General features: G+C 39.8%; 21 protein-coding genes and 4 pseudogenes. 9 read left to right on the top strand and 16 right to left on the bottom strand.

What is annotated here, in order from left to right:
• Positions 1 to 43 precede the first annotated feature (43 nt).
• Positions 44 to 892, top strand: a complete 849-nt coding sequence (locus BFU02S_RS04685; RefSeq protein ID WP_066367270.1) for an HAD family hydrolase — start codon at positions 44 to 46, stop codon at positions 890 to 892.
• A 367-nt stretch (positions 893 to 1,259) separates the two neighbouring features.
• Here BFU02S_RS04685 and aspA read toward each other — a convergent pair whose 3' ends face one another.
• The gene (aspA, locus tag BFU02S_RS04690) at positions 1,260 to 2,690 is read right to left on the bottom strand and encodes an aspartate ammonia-lyase (RefSeq protein ID WP_066367274.1); all 1,431 of its coding nucleotides are present in this window, start codon (positions 2,688 to 2,690) and stop codon (positions 1,260 to 1,262) included.
• Between the two features lie 48 nt (positions 2,691 to 2,738).
• Complete coding sequence (locus BFU02S_RS04695; protein ID WP_066367277.1) at positions 2,739 to 3,740, bottom strand: asparaginase; 1,002 nt, start codon at positions 3,738 to 3,740, stop codon at positions 2,739 to 2,741.
• 180 nt (positions 3,741 to 3,920) lie between these two features.
• Between BFU02S_RS04695 and BFU02S_RS04700 the strand changes: the two genes are divergently transcribed.
• Together BFU02S_RS04700 and BFU02S_RS16630 are read left to right on the top strand one after the other, a co-directional pair.
• Entirely contained in the window at positions 3,921 to 4,268 is a 348-nt protein-coding gene (locus BFU02S_RS04700) for a helix-turn-helix domain-containing protein (protein ID WP_066367278.1), read from the top strand.
• Positions 4,269 to 4,356: 88 nt separating this feature from the next.
• On the top strand, positions 4,357 to 4,521 hold the full coding sequence (locus BFU02S_RS16630; protein ID WP_157075853.1) for a hypothetical protein: 165 nt from the start codon (positions 4,357 to 4,359) through the stop codon (positions 4,519 to 4,521).
• 186 nt (positions 4,522 to 4,707) lie between these two features.
• Here BFU02S_RS16630 and BFU02S_RS04705 read toward each other — a convergent pair whose 3' ends face one another.
• From BFU02S_RS04705 to BFU02S_RS04730, 8 genes are all read right to left on the bottom strand, one after another.
• The gene (locus BFU02S_RS04705; protein WP_066367281.1) at positions 4,708 to 4,935 is read right to left on the bottom strand and encodes a hypothetical protein; all 228 of its coding nucleotides are present in this window, start codon (positions 4,933 to 4,935) and stop codon (positions 4,708 to 4,710) included.
• A 19-nt stretch (positions 4,936 to 4,954) separates the two neighbouring features.
• Positions 4,955 to 5,575, bottom strand: a complete 621-nt coding sequence (locus BFU02S_RS16635) for a Ger(x)C family spore germination C-terminal domain-containing protein (protein ID WP_066367283.1) — start codon at positions 5,573 to 5,575, stop codon at positions 4,955 to 4,957.
• On the bottom strand, positions 5,568 to 6,017 hold the full coding sequence (locus BFU02S_RS16640; RefSeq protein WP_066367285.1) for a Ger(x)C family spore germination protein: 450 nt from the start codon (positions 6,015 to 6,017) through the stop codon (positions 5,568 to 5,570). Before BFU02S_RS16640 ends, BFU02S_RS16635 begins: the two co-directional genes overlap by 8 nt.
• A 74-nt stretch (positions 6,018 to 6,091) precedes the next feature.
• Entirely contained in the window at positions 6,092 to 6,976 is an 885-nt protein-coding gene (locus BFU02S_RS04720; RefSeq protein ID WP_369690643.1) for a GerAB/ArcD/ProY family transporter, read from the bottom strand.
• 28 nt (positions 6,977 to 7,004) lie between these two features.
• A complete protein-coding gene (locus BFU02S_RS17635) occupies positions 7,005 to 7,220 on the bottom strand; it encodes a GerAB/ArcD/ProY family transporter (RefSeq protein ID WP_369690644.1) in 216 nt (71 codons plus the stop codon).
• A 14-nt stretch (positions 7,221 to 7,234) separates the two neighbouring features.
• Positions 7,235 to 7,474 carry a spore germination protein gene (locus BFU02S_RS17810; RefSeq protein ID WP_501193339.1) on the bottom strand — a complete coding sequence of 80 codons (240 nt, stop codon included), beginning with the start codon at positions 7,472 to 7,474 and terminating at the stop codon, positions 7,235 to 7,237.
• Positions 7,362 to 8,831, bottom strand: a complete 1,470-nt coding sequence (locus BFU02S_RS04725) for a spore germination protein (protein ID WP_501193340.1) — start codon at positions 8,829 to 8,831, stop codon at positions 7,362 to 7,364. The genes BFU02S_RS17810 and BFU02S_RS04725 overlap by 113 nt, the downstream gene beginning before the upstream one ends.
• A gap of 329 nt (positions 8,832 to 9,160) precedes the next feature.
• A complete protein-coding gene (locus BFU02S_RS04730) occupies positions 9,161 to 9,568 on the bottom strand; it encodes a hypothetical protein (protein WP_066367288.1) in 408 nt (135 codons plus the stop codon).
• Between the two features lie 180 nt (positions 9,569 to 9,748).
• Here BFU02S_RS04730 and BFU02S_RS17790 point away from each other — a divergent pair.
• Positions 9,749 to 9,849, top strand: a pseudogene (locus BFU02S_RS17790) (GNAT family N-acetyltransferase); the annotation flags it as partial.
• Positions 9,850 to 10,014: 165 nt separating this feature from the next.
• On the opposite strand, the pseudogene BFU02S_RS04735 reads toward BFU02S_RS17790, so the two are convergent.
• The 3 genes and pseudogenes from BFU02S_RS04735 to BFU02S_RS04745 form a co-directional block, all read right to left on the bottom strand.
• Positions 10,015 to 10,539: pseudogene (locus tag BFU02S_RS04735) on the bottom strand (YitT family protein).
• A 153-nt stretch (positions 10,540 to 10,692) separates the two neighbouring features.
• Positions 10,693 to 11,862, bottom strand: a complete 1,170-nt coding sequence (gene trpB, locus BFU02S_RS04740) for a tryptophan synthase subunit beta (protein ID WP_066367289.1) — start codon at positions 11,860 to 11,862, stop codon at positions 10,693 to 10,695.
• Positions 11,863 to 12,078: 216 nt separating this feature from the next.
• Positions 12,079 to 15,294 carry an efflux RND transporter permease subunit gene (locus BFU02S_RS04745; RefSeq protein ID WP_066367291.1) on the bottom strand — a complete coding sequence of 1,072 codons (3,216 nt, stop codon included), beginning with the start codon at positions 15,292 to 15,294 and terminating at the stop codon, positions 12,079 to 12,081.
• A 215-nt stretch (positions 15,295 to 15,509) separates the two neighbouring features.
• On the opposite strand from BFU02S_RS04745, the gene BFU02S_RS04750 reads away from it, so the two are divergent.
• Positions 15,510 to 16,595, top strand: coding sequence for a branched-chain amino acid aminotransferase (locus BFU02S_RS04750; protein WP_157075854.1), 1,086 nt, complete (start codon positions 15,510 to 15,512; stop codon positions 16,593 to 16,595).
• Positions 16,596 to 16,775: 180 nt separating this feature from the next.
• On the opposite strand, the pseudogene BFU02S_RS04755 reads toward BFU02S_RS04750, so the two are convergent.
• A pseudogene (locus tag BFU02S_RS04755) lies at positions 16,776 to 17,627 on the bottom strand (amino acid permease); the annotation flags it as partial.
• Between the two features lie 139 nt (positions 17,628 to 17,766).
• On the opposite strand from BFU02S_RS04755, the gene BFU02S_RS04760 reads away from it, so the two are divergent.
• The gene (locus BFU02S_RS04760; RefSeq protein ID WP_066367296.1) at positions 17,767 to 19,056 is read left to right on the top strand and encodes an NCS2 family permease; all 1,290 of its coding nucleotides are present in this window, start codon (positions 17,767 to 17,769) and stop codon (positions 19,054 to 19,056) included.
• Positions 19,057 to 19,173: 117 nt separating this feature from the next.
• On the opposite strand, the gene glpK is transcribed toward BFU02S_RS04760, so the two are convergent.
• Both glpK and BFU02S_RS04770 read right to left on the bottom strand, forming a co-directional pair.
• Positions 19,174 to 20,664 carry a glycerol kinase GlpK gene (gene glpK / locus BFU02S_RS04765; RefSeq protein WP_066367297.1) on the bottom strand — a complete coding sequence of 497 codons (1,491 nt, stop codon included), beginning with the start codon at positions 20,662 to 20,664 and terminating at the stop codon, positions 19,174 to 19,176.
• A 32-nt stretch (positions 20,665 to 20,696) separates the two neighbouring features.
• Positions 20,697 to 21,521, bottom strand: coding sequence for an MIP/aquaporin family protein (locus BFU02S_RS04770; protein ID WP_066367298.1), 825 nt, complete (start codon positions 21,519 to 21,521; stop codon positions 20,697 to 20,699).
• Positions 21,522 to 21,951: 430 nt separating this feature from the next.
• Between BFU02S_RS04770 and BFU02S_RS04775 the strand changes: the two genes are divergently transcribed.
• From BFU02S_RS04775 to BFU02S_RS04785, 3 genes and pseudogenes are all read left to right on the top strand, one after another.
• Entirely contained in the window at positions 21,952 to 23,625 is a 1,674-nt protein-coding gene (locus BFU02S_RS04775) for a ribonuclease J (protein ID WP_066367300.1), read from the top strand.
• Positions 23,626 to 23,703: 78 nt separating this feature from the next.
• Positions 23,704 to 24,246: pseudogene (locus BFU02S_RS04780) on the top strand (response regulator transcription factor); the annotation flags it as partial.
• The coding region (locus BFU02S_RS04785) for a sensor histidine kinase (RefSeq protein ID WP_066367302.1) at positions 24,243 to 25,243 on the top strand (1,001 nt) is incomplete at its 3' end. The pseudogene BFU02S_RS04780 and the gene BFU02S_RS04785, both read left to right, overlap by 4 nt.

Genomic DNA, 25,243 nt, shown 5'->3' on the forward strand with positions numbered 1-25,243 from the left:
CACACAATAAATCAATCCAATCATTTAAAGGACTGTCAATCAGATGTTAAAGGATATTGAAGTCATTGTTTTTGATCTTGATGGAACTCTATACGATGATACGCATCATTTTAACTTTTATGCCGAGCGGTTATGCGAAAAGTTAAATCCGAAAAACAGAGATGATTTTTATAAGGATTATCAATTAGTCAAAGAAAATAAGCACCCATTAAAAGTAGGTTCGGTATATGATGCTGTCAAAGATCTTATTTTAATCCAAAGGGATGGAAAAGTTCTTCATGCTATCAGTTGGGCAGGAAAAAAACTGGCCGAGGATAAGGTAAGGGAGCTTTATTCAGAGAAATTGAAATTTAATTTTCACTCGCTCTTGAATGTAGGGGACTTCTGGTGGATCCCAGTTTCGATTGCCAAACATTATGGTATTTCTGATGATGGTGCCGAGCAAGCATTTTTACAAACAAGAGAATATATGATGTCTCCCGATTTTCAAATGAAGGAAATTCCCGGCTTCAAAGAAATACTTTGTTCGTTAAGTAAAACAAAAAAACTAGTCCTTTATACAAATTCCCCTCAAAAAGATAGTGAAGTAATTTTGAAAAAGCTGGGGCTTAGGGATTTTTTTGATTATAAAATCTTTAAAGGGCAGAAGCCCGTGAAATCAGAAGAATATTTCGAAATTATTCGTAACCATTATCATGTATCATTTTCAAATATTCTTAGCATTGGTGACAATGCCATTAATGAAATCATTCCAGCGAATAAATTGGGATGTAGAACAATTTTAATTGATACTCACAATATCGGGGGCCAAACTTATGCTGATTATGTAGTAAAGAATATTGCCGGGGTTGTAGAAATATTTAGCAATCAACTCCCAAGGCAGACTCTTTAGAATTCGTAAGGAAAGTTAGTCTGCCTCTCCCAGATATCCTTCCTTCTTCTGTTACCGGTTCCAAGCGTCTTGATTAGGTACGAAAACTAGGCTTCTTTTTGCCGATTCCGGTTCCAATACCCTTGATTGAAACCCGAAGCTGGCTTTTTTTCTCGGATTCCAGTTCCAATACCTTTGATTGAAACCCGAAGCTGGCTTTTTTTCTCGGATTCCAGTTCCAATACTCTTTAGTTAGGTACGGAACTAAACTGTTTACTCTCGCTTCTGTTATCAATCACTTGGAATGAGTATGGAATTCTCTTACAATCTCGCTGCCCCAAATACAAAAAAGGAGAAAAGACCATTTCTCTTCTCCTTCTAAAATATATCACTGTCTTTCCAATAAAACAGCGCCTGCGATGCCAGGATGTGTCATTTCATACGGGTCTAGGATCAAATTAAGTTCCTCTTCTGTTAAGACATCATATTTCAAACAAAGTTCCCGAATTGGAGCGCCAGTTAAGATTGCCTCTCTGGCAATGCGTGCTGCTGCTTCATATCCAATATGCGGGTTAACCGCTGTGATGACGCCTACACTCTTTTCTACGTACTCTTTTAATCTTTCTTCATTCGCCTTGATTCCTTTTAAGCAATTGTCCGTAAACGTACGGAAGGCATTATTCATAATGCTGATGGATTGCAGCAGATTAAATACAAGAACAGGTTCCATCACATTCAGCTCCAGCTGTCCTGCTTCGGATGCAAGGCAGATTGTATGGTCATTGCCGATGACTTGAAATGCTACTTGATTGATTACTTCAGCCATAACCGGATTTACTTTCCCTGGCATGATGGATGAGCCTGGCTGGCGGGCCGGCAGCGTGATTTCACCTAAACCTGCTCTCGGACCGGAGGCCATTAAACGCAAGTCATTGGCAATTTTCGACATATTCATCATGCAAACCTTTAATGCAGCGGATACTTCTGTATAAGCATCGGTATTTTGTGTCGCATCTACAAGATGTTCTGCACCGGTCAATGGCAGGTTGCTAATTTGTGCCAAATAGTTTACAACTAATTCAATATAACGAGGGTCTGCATTTAAACCAGTACCAACTGCTGTTGCTCCCATGTTCAATTCGTATAAATGCTGGCGCGACTGTTGAATCCGTTTAATATCACGTTCCAATACACGGCTATAGGCTTCAAACTCTTGTCCAAGCCGAATCGGTACAGCATCCTGAAGGTGGGTACGCCCCATTTTAATCACATGATGAAATTCTTGGGCTTTTTGTTGGAAAACAGCATGCATATCTTCCATAGTTGCCAGTAATTTTTCCAATTGTTTAAGCACGGCAATATGAATCGCGGTCGGGAAGGAATCATTGGTCGATTGCGACATATTGACATGACTATTAGGGCTGCAATGGGCATAATCCCCTTTTTCTTTCCCCATCAATTCTAATGCGCGGTTGGCAATGACTTCATTGATATTCATATTAATCGAAGTCCCTGCCCCACCTTGAATCGGGTCAACGATAATTTGATCGTGCAATTTGCCTTCGATTAATTCATCTGCAGCTTTCACAATGGCTTCCCCAATACCGGAATATAGTCGTTTAACATCCATATTCGCAAGTGCGGCTGCTTTTTTCACAATCGCCATTGCTGTAATCAATTCTTCATGAATCCGGTATCCTGTAATAGGGAAATTTTCAACTGCTCGGAGTGTTTGGACCCCATAATAGGCGTTAGCAGGAACTTCTTTCTCTCCTAAAAAATCTTTTTCTATTCGCATTTGATTCATTGTAACTGACATACTATACTCGCTCTCCTTAAATTTAACGGTTCTTACAAAACCGTCCCATTACTCATCTTCTGTTTTAATGGTTAAATCTCCAGCCAACGGGGTTTCAATGATTTCCTTGACCCGCTCCAAAGAATCTGTTTGTCCAAGTGCCCACATTAATTTGGCAACGATGGCTTCGGTATTCATATCCCCGGATAAAATCACTTTGTACTGAGCAACTTTGCGTCCTACTTCATATAGGAGCAAGTCTTCGCCTTCTTCGAGACATTGTGTCGTAATAACGACGGCAATCCCTTGTTCGGTAAGCTCCTGCAATTTAGGAAGCAAATTTCTTCCTTCAAAAGGTAGCCCGCCATTACCAAAACTTTCAATAATAATTCCTTTGTATAAATTTTTCAGACAATCAAAAATCTCTGGCTTTGTGCCAGGGTATAATTTCATTAGAAAAACATCTGTACACAAATTCGTATTTAAGGACATAGGTCCACTCGATGGTTCAGGCTTCCAATGATATTTGACCTCATTTTTATTGATATAGGCCACATATGGGTGGTTAATACTCTCAAAAGCGTCATAGCTTTTGGTTCGCATTTTAACCGCCCGCGTTCCGAGAATAACCCGGCCGTCAAATACAATATACACGCCGCCAATATCCTCGCTGGCAAATCTTAGTGCATCCGCAACATTTTTCTTGGCATCGGTTTTTTTAAAACTGATCGGAACTTGTGATCCGGTTAGAACAACAGGCTTTTTCAGGCCCTGTAGCATATAAGAAAGCGCTGACGATGTATAGGCTAATGTATCCGTTCCATGCGTAATCACAAATCCATCATATTCATCATAATGTTTATAAATGGCATTCGCAATCATTACCCAATGCTCCGGCTGCAAATTCGTACTATCGATATTCATTAAAATTTTACCATCTATTTTTACATTGCTAGGCGATTCTGGTAAGAAATGGAGTAATTCTTCCGCAGTTAAGCCAGGGGCTAGTCCCTCATTTCCCTCAACGGAAGCAATCGTCCCGCCGGTAGCAAGTAATAAAATTTTCTTCATAAACACCATCTCCATAGCCAGGATCATCTCATTTTCGCGAAACGCGTATTTTCAACTGTAATTATAGAACTAAATAATAAAAAATCAAGATTTCGTATTCAATTCGCGTACTTTTTTTCTAGTCTAGTCTATTTTCCTGTGCTATAATGGGGGCAAAATTTCAAATTGGAGTATGAACATATGCTGGAACGATTATACGAGTTAAGAAAAAAGCGAAAATGGTCTTTACAAGAAACCGCTGATCAGCTCGGGATTGCGAAAAGCACGTATGCCGGGTATGAATCTGGATACCGTGAACCCTCCCTTCAATCATTATCACAAATTGCCGATTTATTTGAAACAACGGTTGATTATTTATTAGGAAGAACGGATGCGGAACATGATGTTATCGAAATTACAGCTCTAATAAAAAATGATTCCAATAGGCTTTCGCTGGATGGGGAGCCATTGTCACAGGATGAATTAATCGATATAACCGCCTTTATACGAGCGAAACGAATGTTGAAAGCGGACGAAATCGGCGAATGATCAGATCACGAAAGAACCAAATGATATTTTCCCTTCACTTTTCAAATAATAATCCTGAAATCAATTGTTTGAAAAGGAGGCCTATCATTTGAACAAAGATCATTTTCGGGAGCCAACAAAAAATAAAGAGAATCAACAAATATTGAAGATCATCTCTACCGGATACGGGCTGGAATCTGTTACCACCGATAACTCGGAGAACAGGCAGTCCGGCCAAGAAAGCAGCGAAAAGCCATCTTGCGGTGGATTATAAGAAAAGCGAAAGCGTTTTGGTCATCCCCGACGGGCAAATGTTTCTTCTGCACTAAAAGTCTGCCTTTCGACTTTTAGTGCATCTGGATTTTAACCCCGATGGGCTAGGGAGCTTGCGCTAGACAATTTTCAAATTCAAAATTTATACTTTACTTTTCTATTTATAAACTATTTTTACCCTAACAAGTTATTTCTCCAAAAGTTTTCCAATCGGTTTGTATATCCAATCAGTCAATTGGGTGGGGCCTGGTATTTCCGGGTTTATCATCAGCAAAATGGATAAAAGCCATCCGAGTATTGAAAAGAAGAGAAATGCTGCTTTCTCCTTTTTTTGATTCTTTTTTAGTTTTGGCCAATGATATAGGAACATCGCAATTATGATGGAAATACTTGCGAATACTAAGCCCCAATTCATGATCTCCCTCCTCCTATTCCTAAGAAGTCAAACTGCGGATTTTCGTTTTTATATCATAAGTTACTTCTGCTTTCGGGAAAATTTCGTTCCAATCGTCCTTCTCTCGATTCCAAATTTCAGGGTATTTACGATGAAAGGCTTCAGCAAATCCAAAAACATCTGCTTTCATCTCCTTTTGAACACGATTTCTTGAACGCTCGATTCTTTTCTCTATCTCCTCTTGTAAATAATGTCCCAGTTTTTTTACGATCGCTGGGTTGGATACATCTAAATTCGTTGTATTTTGAACAATGTCACTAGAGGATTCAGCATGAAGGACGATTTCCCACTTCCCATTCTTTATTTCCGGTGTTAACTCCGATTTTGCGTTGTATAAATTCAACGAAATATAACCGTATGTGTTTGGCAGCTTGATCGTGAAGACAGCTAACCGAATTTCATTTCGCAGCCATAGAAGGCCTCTTGTCAACGAATCATAAATTTTCCCAACCATTTTATCCTGCTTGAAAATGGTTGTTCCGGTAATATAGACAATGGTTTGCTTGGGATTCTTGCTACTTTCGGCTGGCAGTATTTTAATCCAAGGCAATGCATAATCCTTGGAGTCACCAATCAGCATTTCCGATAATTCTTTAGTCATGACACTCAGCCCTATTTTGTGCTCTCCCAATTCTCTTAACACCTCTCGATAAATCGCGTTCAAGTGGAGAAATCAGTTTCAAAATGTCTTTGGCTTGTTGTTTACTGACAAAAATTTGGCCACGTTCACGGAGCTGCGGATGTCGCATAATAAAATCAACTTGTTTAGAAACTCCCTTCTTGGCAAGATCCTCATTAAATATAAAAACCTCTGTATGTCCCCAAAAGATTTTACGCGGCAAAATTTCCTGAAGCTTGGACATTGCGTCGGCACTCGTAACTCCCTCGGCTGATCTAACCAGTGTCTGCTCTCCCCCTCCTATTTCACCAGAAACATCCATCCCCTGCTGGCTTCCTCCGCCTTTGGGGATAAATACAAGAACAGACAGTTCAATTTTATGATCTGACTTTATATCAAAACCTGCAGCCATAATCAAAGCCAAATCATTTAATTCTTGCCTGTCCCAGCATCCGGAAAGGAGCATAATAAAATATAAGTAAGCAAAGTTCGCTGCTTTTAATGATTGACAGGGGCTTCATTCTGTTTATTTCCTTTCCCCTGCTGAATTTTGTTTCGAATGGTTGCTATAAGCAGCAGGATCACAGGAATCGGTACTTGGAAGGATAAAATATAGACTGCACCAGTTGTCGCAAGATAGTGGGACAATTCCTGCAAATCCCCGGCTGACCAAAGACCTTGTAAAAGGATTAAAAAACCAATCGGCAAAACAATCGGACGATAATCAGAAAGCTTTAGCCATTGAGCAATGCCAAGAGAAAGTATGAAATAAAATACGGATATTTTAATAAAAGTTCCAGCGATCCAAATGGCCATTACAATGGATTCTAAATGTTCCAGGAAATCAGCAATACTAATATAGCGAGCCGCAACCATCACAGGATAGGTCAAGGAAGCAGTCAATTTGCCAAACAAAAAAAGATTCATGATATTGGTAAGGACCATTAAAATCATGACACTACATACGGATATCATCCCCCATTTCATCCCTTTTTTCTTATCTTTTACAAAGGGGAGGAAAGACGAAATAAGGATGAATTCGCTAAACCAGCTTTGGGGTACAATGGACCCCATTAAGGAGGGTTTAACACTTTTTTCCATAATTAGAAACATGTTTTTAACCTCTAAATCTTTAATCAGCAAGATAAAAATAATAATATAGAGAAGCATTACAACGGGCACAATGATTTCTGAAACACGGCCTATAACTTCGGGTCCCCCCAGAACGGCAAAGGAACAGACAAGAACCATCGACTCAATGATAGCGGTCATGGGTGTATTAAACAGAGAAGTTGCAGAAACAAACTCACCATATTCCCGAACAATAATCCCTGTTATATGTAAATAAAAGAATAGAAAAGCAGCACTAATCAATTTCCCCAAAAATTTTCCCAGAATATATTCACTATATTCAATGATCGATTCCTCCGGAAAAAATTTTGTTTAATTGATAAGCGATAAAGACGACCAAAAAACCAATTACTGAAGCCCAAATTGGTGAGATCCATGAGTCCTGCTCTGCTTGTTTTGCGGTGATGGATGGCACTAACAAAAGCACTGTTGCAGCTATGGCAGGGTTCATTAGTAATGCCATTTGAATCGGTGAGATTTTCGCTTGTTTCATCATAATTGAAACAACTCCTATTCATTTCCTTTCCCAGGAGAAGGCTTTTGACCGTTTGACTGGCGAAATTTGTTATAATCCCCTGTCCAATGGCGACGCTTCTTGAGTGACCACCACGGTGCCCTAATGATCGTATCTTTCAATTCAGAATTTCTTATCGGTGCTAGCGGCTGCAGGTAGGGAACGCCAAAAGAACGCAATGTGCACATATGGATAATAATGGTGAGAAGTGCCAACATAATCCCTACCAGTCCCAATGGTTCTGCTAGAAACATAATGGGGAATCGGAGGATTCTTAGGGTAATCGCTGCATTGTACCGCGGTATTAAAAAAAAAATCTATCCCAGTAATCGCGACGACCATGACCATCGGTGCTGAAACGATTCCAGCTAATACAGCAGCCTGCCCAATTACGAGTGCTCCAACGATACTAACAGCCGAACCGATATTTTTCGGCAATCGGATCCCTGCTTCTCTAAGTGCCTCAAACGTACTCTCCATAATAAGGGCTTCCACTAGTGCAGGGAAAGGAATCTGTTCTCGTGTTCTTGCAACGCTGATTAATAGGTTCGTTGGAATCATTTCTTGATGATAGGTTAGAATGGCAACATACCCGGAAGGAAGCAGCAAAGCTACTAATAAAAAGGCATATCGGAGCCAACGAATCAACGTTCCGATAAGATATCCTTCATAATAATCCTCCGGGGACTGTAACAGGGAATAAAAAGTTGTCGGAGCAATTAAGACAAATGGCGTACCATCTGTTAAAATGACCACATTTCCTTCAAGTAAGCTTGCTGCGGCGGTATCTGGCCGTTCTGTATTTAACATTAGCGGAAATGGCGAAAACGGGTGATCCCTAATAAACTCTTCAATGTACCCACTTTCTAAAATACCGTCTATTTCAATTCTGCTTAATCGATTTTGTACCTCCTGAACAAGCATTAGATCTGCTAAGCCCTCGATATACATGATGACGACTTCTGTTTGGCTGTAACGTCCTATTTGAATGGATTTCATTTTCAAAGAAGGGCTTTTAATTTTCCTCCGCAAAAGGACAATGTTTGTCTTTAATGTTTCAATAAAACCATCTCTTGGGCCGCGAACAACCGCTTCAGCAGTCGGTTCTTGAATCGAACGTTTTTCCCATTTGGGTAAATCTGCGGAAAATCCTTGTTCCTGTTGATCAATCAGAACAACAGGATGTCCTTCCTGAATTTCATTTATCACATCATCAATCGTTTTTACTTCTTTTACATTGGAAACAGTAAGGGTTTTCTTAAGGATCGTTCCAACATGCACATCGTTTTCTGTTTCTAGCTTCATTAAAGGATTCAGCATATTACGGTCAATTTCTTCGATATTTGACATGCCGTCAATATAAATGAGAACAGCTTTTGTATGACTTCCAATTAAAAAATGACGAAACTTCACATCTGAACAATCTGCGTAGACAGATTCCAAAGCTTTTACGTTTTCAGCCAAATGGCTAGAAAGTTCTTTATTTGTAAATGACAGTTCTTCGTTTGTATTATCATCTGCTATTTTGATATTCATCATTTGTGAAAAAAGCTTAACGAACCTACTACGCAAATTCACGTCCTCTTCCACCATATTTTCCTAACAATTGTATTATTTGGGTTATTGAATTTTATGTAAAGATAAATAGGAACATTTTTAGAGGAGGCATAGTCTTTTGGATATTCAGAAGTCAGTAAGCACAGTAAATAAGCATATTTGAATATATATAATGCATATATATTTATTGTTTCCACATGAAAGGGGGATTGCGGATGGATAAATGTATTTCTTGTGGAGAAGAATTATCGATCTTGGAGAAGAATCGATCGGAATGCTGGTCATGCAGGGATACCACAACGGAATCTTACGGAGAAGAGGAATAATTCGTGAATCACCATATAAGAAAAAGGCCCTTGTCCTTGTTAATTACCGGGACTGGGGCCTTTATTAGTTTCAACTTTAGTCATTGACAATTCTTTTATTTTCTCAATCCAATCTTTAAAATCGGCAAATTCATCAGCAGCAAATCCGAAGTGCTCCTTTATTAACCGGACCGCTTCTGCTTCCCGATCATGATAAACTCCATCTGCATAAATTAATTGGAAGATTTCCGTTAAAACAATGTATTTAGAGCGTTCACTTTTGAAAGTTTTTAAGATCTCATCCATTGAGAGACCTTTCAATTTGTAATTCTCAAGCCCCATTTCTTTTTGATATTTGTCAAGTACTGAACTTTCAAAAACTGATAATTTCCCATCAATATTCGCCATCAAAGTGGCAAGCTCAAGAAACGCAACCTTCTCCTCTGGTTGAAGTTCATTTAAGAACAACTTCCATTCCCAACTCCTTCTAAGCATTATAATATATATACGGAAACTGTCCGAGAAAGTTTCATTCAACGTGAAACTTAGCGTGCCTTCGAACTGATTTGTTGTTGTCCGAACTTGGCAAGACTTTCTAAGGGTTTGGCGACAGTCATTATGAACAAATTTTTTAAAAAGATTCTTGATGAAGGTAAAACGAAATGCCTTTTTTATGATATTCCTGCTGCCGGACCATTTACAAGAAGCTGGGCTTTCAAGAAATTTGCATGTGGACAATGTATCGCTGACGGTGCAGAAGTCATACGTCTATTATTAAATCGATGGTTTTATAAGCAACAAAAAAGGTAGCTAATGAGCAGATTGCTTCCTTCATCCCAAAAATAAAAACAGCACTGCTAAAGATAAAAAAAATTAAATAGAAACACACATTGATCAATAGAAACATTAGATCGCTAACTAAATAAAATGGCAATCACTTCAGTTCCATCCAAACAGCCGCCAAAGCGAATAATAATTCCTACCCCTAGACCTAAACACATCCCTCCAAAAATAATAACAAAGACGGGATTCCGGGTGATGACGGGTTAAGGATCGAGAAGATTCGTTACAATTGTTAAGACTGAAATAGCAAAAAAACTCTGCACCAAAAAACGCTTCCCAAGGCACGTATAGCCAATAAAGAAAAAAGGTAAATTCAGTAATAATAACAATAGACCTACTTCAAAGCCGGTAATATGGGACAGAATAATGCCAATTCCGATAATCCCGCCATCAATCAGATAGTTTTTAACGATAAATAATTCTAAGGCAATCGCGTCCAGGACGGTCCCCAAAAATATAAAACAACTCCGTTTATAAATTGATATGTAGTGTGATCTGACATAATCAATGTAATATTTATATCTTGTCCAATACATAACAGCCCCCATTACCCACCTTAGAATTACTAAAATATATTCGATCATGATCAAAAACATGCACCAACAGACCAAAAGGTTCTGATCGGCCGATCTTTCCTATTGGAAGGTTGAACAGCTCTTATCTACTATTCTAATGCCCCAGTCACAAGCCTAAATAGGAAAAGGCGGACAGTGAAGAACTATCCGCCATATAAATTCATTTTGCTTCTCTTATTGATTTGTCAACATCTTATAAACCTGCTCTACATCTTTATCGCCGCGGCCTGACAAGTTTACAATTAACACATCATCGGGCGTTAATTCTTTTGCCAACTTCATGGTATAGGCTATAGCATGGGAACTTTCGAGGGCCGGGATGATTCCTTCCGTCTTACTAAGCAACAAAAATGCATCTAACGCTTCTTGACCCGTAACGGTTACATATTCCCCTCTGCCGCTCGTTTTTAAATAGCTGTGTTCTGGGCCGATACCGGGATAATCAAGTCCAGCAGCTATGGAATAGGTTGGTTTCAGGTCGCCATTTTCATCAACCAAAGTCAAACATTTAAACCCATGAATCACTGCCGGAATTCCTTCTGTTAAGGTCGGGGCCTCCGCCGGCTCTACTCCGATCAGGCGGACATCTTTTTCATCAATATAATAGGCAAATGCTCCAATGGCATTGCTTCCCCCGCCTGCGCAGGCAATAACGGCCGTCGGCAATTTTCCTTCTTTTTCAAGAATCTGGCGTTTGGATTCTTCACTGATAACGGATTGGAAATGCTTTACCATAGTTGGATATGGATGTGGTCCGACTGCTGACCCCAATAAATAAAAGGTATTTTTATAGTTTTGCACTAAATCGGACAACGCTTCATCAACAGCATCTTTCAACCGGCCTTGGCCTTTTGAAACCGGTACAACCTTAGCCCCAAGCAATTCCATGCGAAAAACATTTAATGCCTGGCGTTCGGTATCCAATTTCCCCATATAAATGACACATTCCATGCCAAACATAGCACATGCCGTAGCAGTCGCAACTCCGTGTTGTCCTGCTCCTGTTTCCGCGATGATCCGCTTGATTCCCATTCTTTTTGCCAATAAAATTTGCCCAATGGCATTATTGATTTTATGGGCCCCAGTATGGTTTAAATCTTCCCGCTTTAAATAAATTTTTGCACCACCGATTTGTTTCGTTAAATTTTCGGCATATGTTAAAGGGTTCTCCCTCCCGATATATTCTCTTAAATAAAACTTATATTCTTCAATAAACTCCGGATCATCTTTATATCGCAGAAATTGTTCTTCCAGCTCGTTTAGCACACGCTGCAAATCATCCGGAACAAAACTCCCGCCAAATTCTCCAAAATACCCTTTGCTTTCTGTCCTAACTTTCTCCATACTCCACTCGACTCCTTCACATTTATTTGACCTGGCGAAAATGGTAATCTAAATATTTCGAATATTATTTTACCATTCCACTGGTTTTTAGCAAAACAAAAAGAACGGCAGCAAGGACCGCCGTTCAATTTTATGAGAATACCTATGTTTGGGCACCCTGCTCTAGAATTTTTTACAGTCAAAACAGGAACAATCCCATTGATTGGCTGGGCGTTGCTACATTTCTTTCATCCTCTTTAATCGCTTATTCTTTCGTCCCAGAAAAATCTCATATACCATTGGGACAACAATTAATGTTAATAAGGTTGAACTTGTTAAGCCGCCTATCACAGAAATGCCTAATCCTTTTGAAATCAAGCCGCCGCTTCCTTCCATTCCTATTGCAAGTGGTATAAGGGCACAGATGGTTGCAATTGCTGTCATCAAAATTGGCCGCAGACGTGTGGATGCTGCTTCAAGGATTGCTTCTCTTGTTGACAAGCCTTCTTTTTCTTTGCGAACGACCCGGTCAATTAATACGATCGCATTGGTAATGACGATCCCAATCAGCATAAGTGCGCCAATCATGACCGATACGCTGATCGTTTCTTTCGTAATAAATAAACCGATAAACGCACCGATAATGACAAATGGCAATGAGAATAGAATTGTCAGCGGCACCAAAGCACTGCCGAACGTAATGACTAGAATTAAATACACAATAGCGATCGCTGCAAGCATCGCTAAACCCAGCTGTGAGAATGAGCTGTTAATATCTTCTGTCACACCGCCCATAGACGTTTTCACACCTACAGGCAATTTTAATTTGTCAAGCTTACTTTTCACATCCTGGCTTACTTTCGAGACATCCTGTGTTTTAATCTCACCGGTAACACTAGCATAAATATCGCCATTTTTCCGAGTAATGGTATCAGATGTTTGTCCCTTGACTATTTTTGCAACGTCAGAAATTTTCACTGTCTGCCCAGTTGGTGACGTAATGGTCCTATTCGTTAAATCATCAATACTGGCGTAACTGCTGGTGTCACTTTGAAGATAAACATTCACATCTTTTCCCTCTTGTTGAATCGTTGTTAAAAGCTCTTGCTGATTATTTTGGCCAAGTGCAGAACCAATTTGCGCCGTTGTCAATCCAAGCTGACTCAACTTATCCTTGTCAACCACAAGTGAATATTCAACATAATTTTTCGAGAGGCTTGTGGTGACATTTTTAAGATTGCGGTTATCCTTCATGATCCCTTGGATTTTATTAATAGTTGGTTTGATCTGCTCAATGGAATTCCCATAAACATATACTGTCAAATTGTTAGAGGTACCGGAGCTTGACATATTCACCGTTCCCCATTGCCCCTTGTCTGTCATTTTCTTCAGGTGCGCCATTACTTTTTCTTGCTCTTTTGCAAAGTTTGGTGTGTTATCGGCATATTGTACATAGAATAAGGCACTATTATCCTGACCGCGCCCCATCGCCATCGGATGGCCTCCGCCGATTGAGTATTGAATCGTTTTGACAAATTTGCGGTGATGCAAAAAATCTTCCGCCTTTGTTCCAACCTGTTCCACATCTTCAAGTGTTTGTCCTGGATCCGTCTTATACGTAATCGTCATGATTTTCTCTTCATCCGAACCAATAAAGCTTACACCAATAAATGGAACAAGACATAACGAGCCAATCAATAAGACAATTGCAAGTGTAGAAACAATCCATTTATGATTCAATGACCAGTTGAGAATGTTTCGGTAAAAAGGGGCAAGCTTAGGCCGCCGCTTTTTATCATGCTGCCTTGGCTTTTTCGATGTGACTCCTTTTTTAAAAAAGCTATGTGCAAGCATTGGTGCTACTGTAATGGCTACTAATAAAGATGCGACCAGTGAAAACACAATCGTTAAAGCAAATGGCAAAAACAGTTCCCCTACGATCCCGGTCACAAATCCCAATGGCAAAAATACGGCAATTGTGACAATGGTAGAACTCATAATTGGCACAAACATTTCCTTTGTGGCGGAAATGATAAGCTCACTGCCCTTTAATGGCTCATCAGGTAATGACATCCGGCGGTAAATATTTTCAACAACTACGATGGAATCATCGATAACCCTTCCGATCGCAACCGTCATTGCCCCTAGAGTCATAATATTTAACGTGATTCCCTTCCAGTGCAGTAGAACGATTCCTATTAAAAGAGATAATGGGATGGAAACAATCGAAATGATAGTCGATTTAAAGTTTCGCAAAAACAGTAAAATAATAAGCATCGCAAAAATGGCGCCCAAAATGGCCTTTTCAAGCATCGTGTGAACCGAATCTTTAATCGGCTTTGCCTGGTCCAGAGTTGTAGTAACTTCAAGACCCGGGTGATCTCTCTTTAACTTGGAGATCGCATCATGAACCGCGTTACCGACATCGACTGTGTTTGCATCTGAAGATTTCACAATCTGAATCGCAATGGACGGCTTACCATTTGTTCGGCTAATGGATTCGGATTTCCCAACCAGATTGATCGTCGCAAGTTCACTGAGTTTAACCGTTGGGAGCTTGATAGCCTGTGATTTCGGAACCATATTCTGTCCCTGGATGGCAGAAGCCTTTCCTCCTGCTTGGCCTGGATTTTTTCCTGCAGCTTTCCCACCTGCAAACTGTCCAGCCGTTTGTCCTGCCGCTGTTGGTGCTTGTGCAGCTCCCGCTGTGCCCGTAATTGGAATCGGCAAGTTTTTCAAATCATCAAGTGTGGTTAATTTCCCGTTGATCACCACAGATTGTTGCGAATCACTAAAGTTATATAACCCAAGCGGATAATTGAGATTATCCCCCTTTATGATATTTTGCACAGTCTGTTCATCTAAACCATACTTTTGCAGTTCATCGTTTTTAAAAGACAACTCAACTTCATTTACCTGCTGCCCTGAAACCTCAACAGATGATACTCCTTTAATCCCTTGAAGATTCGGGACTATTTGATTAGTTACCGTATCCGACAAATCGGCAAGCGATTTACCCGCTTGCGCCACACTTAACGTAACAATCGGAAAAGCATTAAAAGAAATCCGCGTTACATTCGGTGCCTGCACATTGTTTGGAAAAGTTATTTTACCGATTGCATCTTTTAAATTACTCTCTGCTTTATCCAAATCCGTATCATAATTAAACTCAATCTGGATCGAAGAAACATCTTTATTAGAGCTTGATGACACCGTATTAACGTCAGATAGATTTTGGATGGCCTGTTCCAAAGGTTTTGTTACCTGGTCATCCACTTCTTGCGGTGTAGCTCCAGGATAAGTTGTTGTAACAGTAATCACCGGCAATGTGATGTTGGGTAAAGTCTCCATTTTCATATTCATAGAAGAATAGATCCCAGCTACCACTACAATCAGTGTTAACAGCCACAAAGCAAATTTGTTTGAAATCGAAAATTGAATAATTCGCCTCATTGTTTCCTTCCCTTCCATATTTGATACGGGTTAGTACTCTTTACTTGCAGTCTTCAAGAGAATATTTGATCAAAAATATATTCCAACAACATCCAACTAAAAGACTATACCATATGTTAATGTATCACTTTTATGCTAAATTTCAAATGATTGTGTTTTGATGAAATTTGGAGTAGTCTGAAAATAGATAATAATAAAAACACGGAGGTGTAATCATGAAAGAAATTGCATTTATTGAAAGAGAAACTTTAAAGGTAAAACCTGATCCTGCTTCACTTGGCTTCGGGAAGTATTTCACTGATTATATGTTTGAGATGGATTATCATAGTGAAAAGGGCTGGCATAATCCTCGGATTATTCCTTATGAGCCGCTGACCCTTGAGCCAGCCGCAATGGTTTTTCATTATGGTCAAGCTATTTTTGAAGGATTAAAGGCCTATCGGGCAGCAGATGGAACCATCCAGCTTTTCCGCCCAGAGAAAAATTTGCAGCGCTTGAATGCATCCTGCGAGAGGCTGTGCATTCCCCCAATCGATGAGGATTTTTTACTACATGCCATTAAGCAATTAATTGTAACCGAAAAGGACTGGGTTCCTAATGAGGAAGGAACATCACTGTACATCCGTCCGTTGATTTTTGCGACAGAATCCTACCTCGGCGTCCGGCCGGCCCATGAATACAAATTACTTATCATCCTGTCGCCGTCTGGAGCCTACTACGGAAACCAATTGAACCCTGTTAAAATTTATGTGGAAGAACATTATGTCCGGGCTGTTGTGGGCGGCGTCGGCCATGTAAAAACCGCCGGAAACTATGCTGCCAGCTTAAAAGCCCAGAAAGAAGCAGAGGCAAATGGATATGCCCAAATTCTTTGGCTCGACGCAAAAGAGAATAAGTATGTTGAAGAAGTCGGAAGCATGAATATTTTCTTTAAAATCAATGGCGAAGTGGTAACTCCTCGATTAAACGGCAGCATTCTCCCGGGAATTACTCGCGATTCGGTTATTGAACTTCTAAAATATTGGAATATTCCCATCCGTGAAGCAAAAATTTCAATTGAAGAAATATTTGCTGCCCAGACCCGAGGTGAACTGGAGGAAGTTTTCGGAGCCGGAACAGCAGCCGTTATCTCGCCGATTGGCGAACTCAACTGGAAAGGGCGGGCTATAACGATTAATGATAATCAAATTGGGAAGCTTTCTCAAAGAGTTTATGATGAATTGACTGGAATACAGTTGGGGAAGAAAGAGGATCGATTTGGTTGGGTGAGTACCTGTTATTCCCCGCATTTTGTCAAGTGAATTAGAAAGCGTAAGCGCCTTGGTCAGCCTGCCTGCTTCTTCGAATAAGCTTTGGCGCAGGAGCACATAACAAGGGGCTAGGCTGCTTGCGCTGGACAATTTTCGAAATCGATTTTTATAAATTCTCATATTACAAAAAAGGTGTCGGCACTAAATGGTGCCTGACACCTTTTTTAACTTTTATGGTTTGATTTTCTCTATGGTTTCTACTATCATTTGATTTCCTTTTTTATTACGCACGAGGAAAAAGGAACCGACTACGAGTACGGCGATTAGCAATGTAAGTAATAATTGAGGGCGCAAGGAATCAATGAAAGCCATGGCGACTAAAATCGCGATAATCCCTACCATCGTTAAGTAGGTTAAGTAAGGGAACAGCCACATTTTGACTTTAAGAGCTTCCGGTTTTGTCTTTTCTACCCTTCTACGTATCCGTAAGTGAGAAAACGCAATGACCAAATACACTAACAAAGCAATCCCGCCTGAAGCATTCACTAGAAACAAGAATACTTTATCAGGAGAAATATAATCAAAAATGACTCCGATATAGGAGAAAATGGTTCCGAACAAAACGGCGTAAATGGGCACCCCGTTCTTATTTACTTTAAGAAAAACTTTCGGGGCATCACCTGCCTTTGCCATACCATATAACATTCTTGAATTTGTATATAATCCGGAATTCAAGCAGGAAAGAACAGCGGTTAACACGATGAAATTCATAATCTGAGCTGCTGCGGGAATTCCGACATGTTCCAGAACAGCAACAAACGGGCTTTTCAAAATATTAGCAGAGTTCCATGGAAGCAAGGTAACGACGATCGCAATAGAACCAATAAAGAAGATCAGAATACGCCAAATGACGCTATTAGTGGCAATCCGCACTGCTTTGGCCGGTTCTGAGGACTCACCCGCAGCGATCGCCACAATTTCCGTACCCATAAAGGAAAAAATAACGACCGTAATGCCCAATAACACATTACTTAATCCATTCGGCATAAATCCGCCATGTCCAGTCAAATTTGAGAATCCCGGTGTTTTTACAGTCTCGACATTAGAGATGGAAATAGAAAAGACAGGCAGCGGAGCTTACTCTGTGTTATAATATTTTCCGGCATAAGTATATTTACTTGATGCGGGTGGGAGAGGGCAACACGAAAGTGTGATCAAACATATGAGAGGAGTTTTCAGACTTAAACAGCACGGAACAAATATAAAAAAGGAGGTTATTGCAGGGCTTACATCGTTTTTTTCCATTGTCTACATTATTGCTGTCAATGCAAAGATACTTCAGGATGCCGGGATACCGCTTGAAGCCGGAATCATCGCAACCGTATTTTCTTCACTAATTGGCTGCTTGCTGGTTGCGTTTATCGCCAATGCACCATTGATTATCGTTCCTGGGATGGGAATTAATGCCTTATTCACGTATACGGTTGTAGGATCGTTAGGACTGAATTACAAAGAGGCCTTAGCAGTTGTTATCATTTCCGGTATTCTCTTTATTATGGTAGCTTTCACAAAATTGTCAGTCATCCTGACAAAGGCAATCCCGAACTCATTAAAAGAATCCATTTCAGTGGGAATTGGGATATTTATTGCCTTTATCGGCTTGCAAAAAAGCGGGCTTATTATCGGAAACTCTACTAATTTTGTAGCGCTCGGCCATCTATCATCGCCGGTTGTACTGGCTTCGATCATTAATCTCATCATGACGTTATTTCTTTTCTTAAAGAAAGTACCGGGAAATTTCTTAATTAGTATCATTTCGGGCACCATAGTATCTTGGTTCTTTGGAATTGTGCATTTTTCAGCTATGGATACTGGGTTTATCTCGTTCCATGATTATCAAAAGGTATTCGTTAGTGCAGACTTTGGAAAAATAACAGCCATTCCGTTTTGGACTGCTGCTTTTTCAATCGTTTTGGTTCTTGTTTTTGAAAATATTGGCCTGCTTCATTCCCAAGTAAATGGAATGCTGGAGGCACCTGAAAAGAACGGGAAATCGTTAAAAGCCATTTCCATATCCACTATTATTTGTGGATTATTAGGCACAAGTCCTTCCGTTTCAACGGTTGAAACAGCTGCAGGGATTACAGCAGGCGGTAAAACTGGTTTAACCTCCATCGTGACGGGTTTGTTATTTCTTTCCTCACTTTTCTTTTTGCCATTTATCAAACTAGTTCCAAATGCGGCAATCGCACCAATCCTTATCATAATTGGCGGGTTGATGCTGACAAATGTCGTTAATATTGATTTTAACGATTTTACCGAAGCGTTTCCAGCGTTCCTTGTGATCGTCATGATACCTTTAACATATAGCATAGTGGATGGCATTGCCTTTGGGTTTATCTCCTATCCATTGGTAAAGCTGTTTACCAATAGAAAACACCAGCTTTCTATATCAACCTATATTATCTCAATTCTATTCTTAGCCAATTTCCTGCTGAATGCGATTGGCTAGATAAGAAAAGCCCTATTTAAAGGGCTTTTTTTATCGGGAATGTTTAATCCTTTGCTTGAATAAAAAACGTCTTATGCTGTTGTCGAAAAAGGTAGTATAAAGGCTTGCCTATTGCTTTTATTTAAAAGCCATTGTTGCGTTAACAGCTTTTTTCCAGCCTTTATATAAATGGTTACGATTTTCAGCAGACATCTTTGGTGAGAATTTTCCATCAACTGCCCATTGCTTGGCAATTTCAACTTGGCTTTCCCAAAATCCAACGGCTAGTCCAGCTAGATAGGCTGCGCCTAATGCGGTTGTTTCGTTTATAACCGGCCTTTCTACTGGAACGCCCAAAATATCACTTTGAAACTGCATTAAGAAATTATTTTTAACAGCCCCGCCGTCAACACGAAGAGTTTTAAGTTCAATTTTCGAATCCGCTTCCATAGAAGATAATACGTCTTTTGTTTGATAGGCAAGTGACTCTAATGTTGCTCGAATGAAATGTTCTTTTGTTGTACCGCGGGTTAAACCAAACACCGCTCCACGTACATCGCTATCCCAGTAAGGGGTTCCTAATCCTACAAAAGCTGGAACAATATAGACACCCTCTGTGGAATCAACTTTTGTTGCATATTCCTCACTATCCTTTGCGTCTTTAAACATCCGTAACCCGTCTCGCAGCCACTGAATAGCAGAACCAGCTACAAATATACTTCCCTCAAGTGCATATTCAACTTTACCATTCAATCCCCATGCTATTGTCGTTAATAATCCTTGTTCTGAGCGAACAGCTTTTTCTCCGGTATTCATTAACATAAAACAGCCAGTCCCATAGGTATTCTTTGCCATACCTTCTTCAAAGCATGCTTGCCCGAACAATGCAGCCTGCTGGTCTCCTGCAACTCCTGAAATCGGGACTTCTTTACCGAAGAAATGATAATCCGCAGTATATGCATAAATTTGTGATGATGGTCTAACCTCAGGGAGCATTGATTTAGGCACACCTAAAATATCCAATAATTCATGATCCCACTTTAATTCGTGTATGTTGAACATTAAGGTTCTTGAAGCATTGGAATAATCCGTAACATGTGCACGACCCCCAGAAAGCTTCCAAATTAACCAAGTATCAATTGTTCCAAATAATAATTTTCCTTGTTCTGCTTTTTCACGTGCCCCTTCTACATTATCGAGGATCCATTTGACCTTTGTTCCCGAAAAATAAGCATCAATTAACAGCCCTGTTTTATCACGAAATAGGTCATTATATCCTTGTTCTTTTAACTCTTCGCATATTTTACTCGTTTGCCTAGATTGCCAAACAATTGCATTATATATTGGATTACCAGTTTCTTTATCCCAAACCACAGTTGTTTCACGCTGATTAGTAATTCCGATTCCTGCAATTTGTTCAGGTTGAATTTCAGAGACTGATAAGACCTGTGCGATTACAGAAAGAATAGAACCCCAAATTTCATTCGCATTATGTTCTACCCAACCTGGATTTGGAAAATATTGCGTGAATTCCTTCTGAGCGATTTGAACTATTTCCCCATTTTTATTAAAAATAATTGCCCGAGAACTAGTTGTTCCTTGATCTAAAGATAATATATATTTTTCCATAATCAATTCTCCTCCTTGTTTATATCCTTGTATTAGGCTGCTTTTTTAGTTCGTCTGATACCGTTTGGTTGATTCTTGCTTGCTAGAAATGCCAGAAATAATATAATAATATTTATTGCTATAATGATCAAAAGAGAACTAGTAACCTTTCCTAAAAAAACTGCTTTATAAAATACTGCTCCAAGGCTTCCTCCCAAAATTGGACCCATCACTGGGATCCAGGCATATCCCCAATTGGAGCTTCCCTTCCCTGCAATTGGCAGGAGGAAATGGGCGATACGAGGGCCAAGATCTCTAGCGGGATTAATCGCATAACCTGTTGTTCCCCCTAAAGACATACCAATGGCGACAATTAATAACCCTACGGCAAGTGGGTTTAACCCTTGAGTAAATTTATTTGCACCAATAAATAAAAGACCTAAAACAAGAATAAAAGTGCCAATAATTTCACTTAATAAATTTGAAAAAGTATGCGGAATTGCCGGGCTTGTAGCAAAAACTCCAAGCTTAGCCGCCGGATCTTCTGTTTCCTTCCAATGCGGTAAATAATGAAAATAGATGATAACAGAACCTAAAATAGCTCCAATCATTTGTGCTGCAATATAGCCTGGTACTTCAGACCAAGGAAAACTTCCGTTTAACGCTAAAGCGATCGTGACAGCAGGGTTCAAATGGGCCCCACTTACAGAACCTACAGCAAAAACCCCCATCGTAACCGCAAGCCCCCAAGCAAGCGTAATGACAATCCACCCAGCGTTATTCGAGTAGGATTTCTTTAAAGATGAGCCTGCTCCAATTCCTGCACCAAACACAATTAGAAGCATTGTTCCAATCATTTCCCCAACAAATGGTGTCATTCTTCCATCCCCTTTTTAAGAAAATATTTTCAAGTCATAGCAGTAAACGGATACAAAAAAGAGATTCACGACAGAATTAACCCAAACTGGGTTTCTGTGTGAATCTCCTTATCTCCGTCACAAATATTAACTTGTTGAGTCAAGTATATAATTCAATGAGAACGCTGTCAATATCTTTAATGACTGAAAATTTCAAATTCTACACCTCTTATTTTGAAGTAGTCACTGCTTTAAGTTCCGCCAATGGTCTGAGTTTACCTCTTTTGGCCTTCCTGAAGATGGCTATCTTTTCTTCCTCAATTATCTTTTAGGATAGAGTTCCTATAACACTATGATTTTTTCTTTTAAAATTTATACGTTCTATACCTAAATAAAGCCATTATAGCGGGGAATACTATCGATATCTAAAAGAAATTGACAGGTGATAACAATGAACAATAGTGAAAATACCCTATCCTTTTTCGCCTTAGGCGGGATCAATGAAATTGGAAAAAACATGTATGTGGTACAATATGGTGCTGATATTATTATTATCGACTGCGGGGGGAAGTTTCCAGATGAAAGCTTATTAGGGATTGATTTGATAATCCCGGATATTGCCTACCTCGAAGAAAATCAGGACAAAATCCGGGCTTTGATTGTGACCCATGGTCATGAAGATCATATCGGGGGTATCCCTTATATCCTTAGAAAATTAAATATACCAATTTATGCAACACAATTTACTCTAGGTTTAATTGACTTAAAGTTAAAGGAACACCGACTTAAAAGGGAAACGAAGCTTATCGAGATAAATGCTCAATCAAATCTAGAGTTTGGCCAGATACAAGTATCCTTTTTTAGGGTTAGCCATAGTATTCCCGATTGCCTTGGCATTGTTTTTCATACTCCAGAGGGCATTGTCGTACACACCGGGGACTTTAAATTTGATTTAACACCCGAGAATCATCAATATTCCGATATTCATAAAATGGCCGAAATTGGCAGGCAAGGTGTCTTAGCGTTAATATCGGAAAGTACCAATGCCGAACGCCCAGGGATTACACCGTCAGAGCGGATTGTCGGTGGTCATTTAACAGAGGCCTTTATGAAAGCAACTGGAAAAGTGATTGTTTCCACTTTTGCTTCGAATGTGAACCGAATTCAACAAGTGGTGGATGCTGCTTTTCGAACAAGACGGAAGCTAGCACTCTTGGGCCGGACAATGGTGAATGTCGTTTCGGTGGCTTTGGAACGCGGGTATCTAAAGATCCCTGATGGCATGCTGATGGAAGCAAATGAGATTGAACAACTGCCCGCCGAGAAAGTGGCAATTCTCTGTACAGGAAGTCAAGGGGAGCCTATGGCTGCCCTGGCTCGCCTTTCAACCGGCAATTACCGGGATGCTGCGATTTATCCCGGTGATACTGTTATTTTAGCGGCCTCACCGATACCAGGAAATGAAAAAGACGTTTCACGTATTATTGATAACTTATATCAACTTGGAGCCAATGTTATTTATGGATCGGGCAGTTCTACTGGAATGCATGTTTCCGGTCATGGCTATCAGGAAGACTTAAAGCTTATGCTTACCCTAATCAAACCAACCTACTTTATTCCGATTCACGGGGAATATCGAATGCTGCATCATCACCGTTTGTTGGCCAAATCAGTTGGAGTCGAAAGTGAGAATATTTTTATAATCAAAAATGGCGATGTCGTTGACTTTGCTGGGGGTACTGCCCGTCAAACAAGGAGAGTTCCATCAGGTGACACCTATATTGACGGAATGGGGATTGGGGATGTTGGTACAATTGTGCTGCGTGACCGGAAACAGTTATCTGAAGACGGCATGCTTGTCACTGTCATTACCATTAATAAAGGAGATCGGGCGATTATTTCAGGGCCTGACACCATTTCTCGCGGATTCGTTTATAACCGTGATGCCGATGAGCTGATTAAGGAAGTCAACCGCCTTACCAAAAAGACTGTGACCGAATTGCAAGAATCTAACATCTATCAATGGAATATCATCAAGCAAAATATCAAAAAAACGATAGGTCAATATCTATACGCCCAAACCAAGAGTAAACCAATGATCCTTCCTATTATCATTGAAATATAAAAGTGTCAGGCACCTGTGAATTTTTCACATGGTGCCTTTCACATCTCATTAATTTAAAGTGAGCCTGCAAATTTCCATATTCAAATACAGTTGCCGAGGTTTGATGGGTTTCATTGGTGCAGGATGATTCGTTCTCATTCGAATGTGCCGATTCTCTTTTTGTCATCGCGTGACCATCCGACTGATATGGTGATGTCGATGCAGCTCGGGGCAGATGATTTTATTCAGAAACCGTTTCATTTTGATGTGCTCATTGCCAAAATCCAGGCGATCTTAAGACGCGTTTATAATTGTAATACGGAAGCCATTTCCCTTAAAACATGGAACGGAGCAACAGTTGATTATGAAAATAATACCGTTAAAAATGAAGCAGGAACAGTAGAATTAACTAAGAATGAAATGTTCATTTTAAAAGTACTGATTGAGCAAAAAAATAAAATTGTCAGCCGTGAGCACTTGATTAAAAACCTATGGGAGGATGAACGGTTTGTCAGCGATAATACGTTAACAGTCAATGTGAATCGACTTAGAAAAAAACTCGATGAGCTTGGCCTTGGGAGATACATCGAAACAAAAGTCGGGCAAGGCTATATGGCCGCTGAAGAGGTCCAATTACCATGATCAAAAATTATCTCATTGAACGGTGCAGCTGGATTTTGCTCTTTCTTTTCTTGCAATTCCTCACAATTTTTATTGCTTTTCTTGATACAACTATCCCATTTGCGCCCTTGTTGTACATCGTTTTTTTATCTACCATTATCTTTATCGTTTTTTTGATCATCCGTTTTCAGAAGGAAACGAGGTTTTATAAAAGCTTGGAAGAATGGGAAAATAATCTTGATACCACCAAGCTTCTTGATGCGAAAAGCCCTTTCGAAAAAATGATTGAAAATAGCGTAAAAAGCCAAACAGAATTTTTGAAACAAGAATCAGAAAAACACCTCCTACTTTTGGAGAAGGAGAAAGATGATCTGTTGTCATGGATCCATGAAGTGAAAACCCCATTAACGGCACTGTCCTTAATGATCGACCATGTTGACGATGAAAAGTTGAAAGCAAATTTGACCTATGAATGGCTTCGTATTCACCTGCTGTTGGATCAGCAGCTTCATCAAAGGCGAATTCCCTTCATGGAAAATGATTTATATATAGAAAAAACTAATTTAAAGACGCTAATTTTCAATGAAATTAAAACCCTGCAAACATGGTGTATGCAAAAAGGAATTGGTTTTGAAGTGGAATTAGAAATAACAGAAGTGCTAACAGATGCAAAATGGCTTTCCTTTATACTAAGACAGCTGTTAACCAATGCCGTAAAATACAGCGAGCCATCCGATATCATTATAAAAAGTTATCAGCAAGATGACCGGACCATTCTTGAGGTGCAGGATTTTGGCCGCGGGATTGATCCGAAAGACCTCCCGCGGATATTTGATAAAGGCTTTACCTCAACTTCCAAGCATCAAGAGAGTGGTGCAACCGGTATGGGACTCTACCTGGCCAAAAAAGCTGCAAAACCATTATTGATAAAAATGGCGGTACAATCAAAGCTTGGATCGGGAACGACCTTCATGCTAACCTTTCCAAAACAAAATGAATTTGTCCGTATTACCGGGGG

Origin of the sequence: Neobacillus fumarioli NBRC 102428 (assembly GCF_001591485.1) — a bacterium.
Lineage (GTDB): Bacteria > Bacillota > Bacilli > Bacillales > Cytobacillaceae > Neobacillus > Neobacillus fumarioli.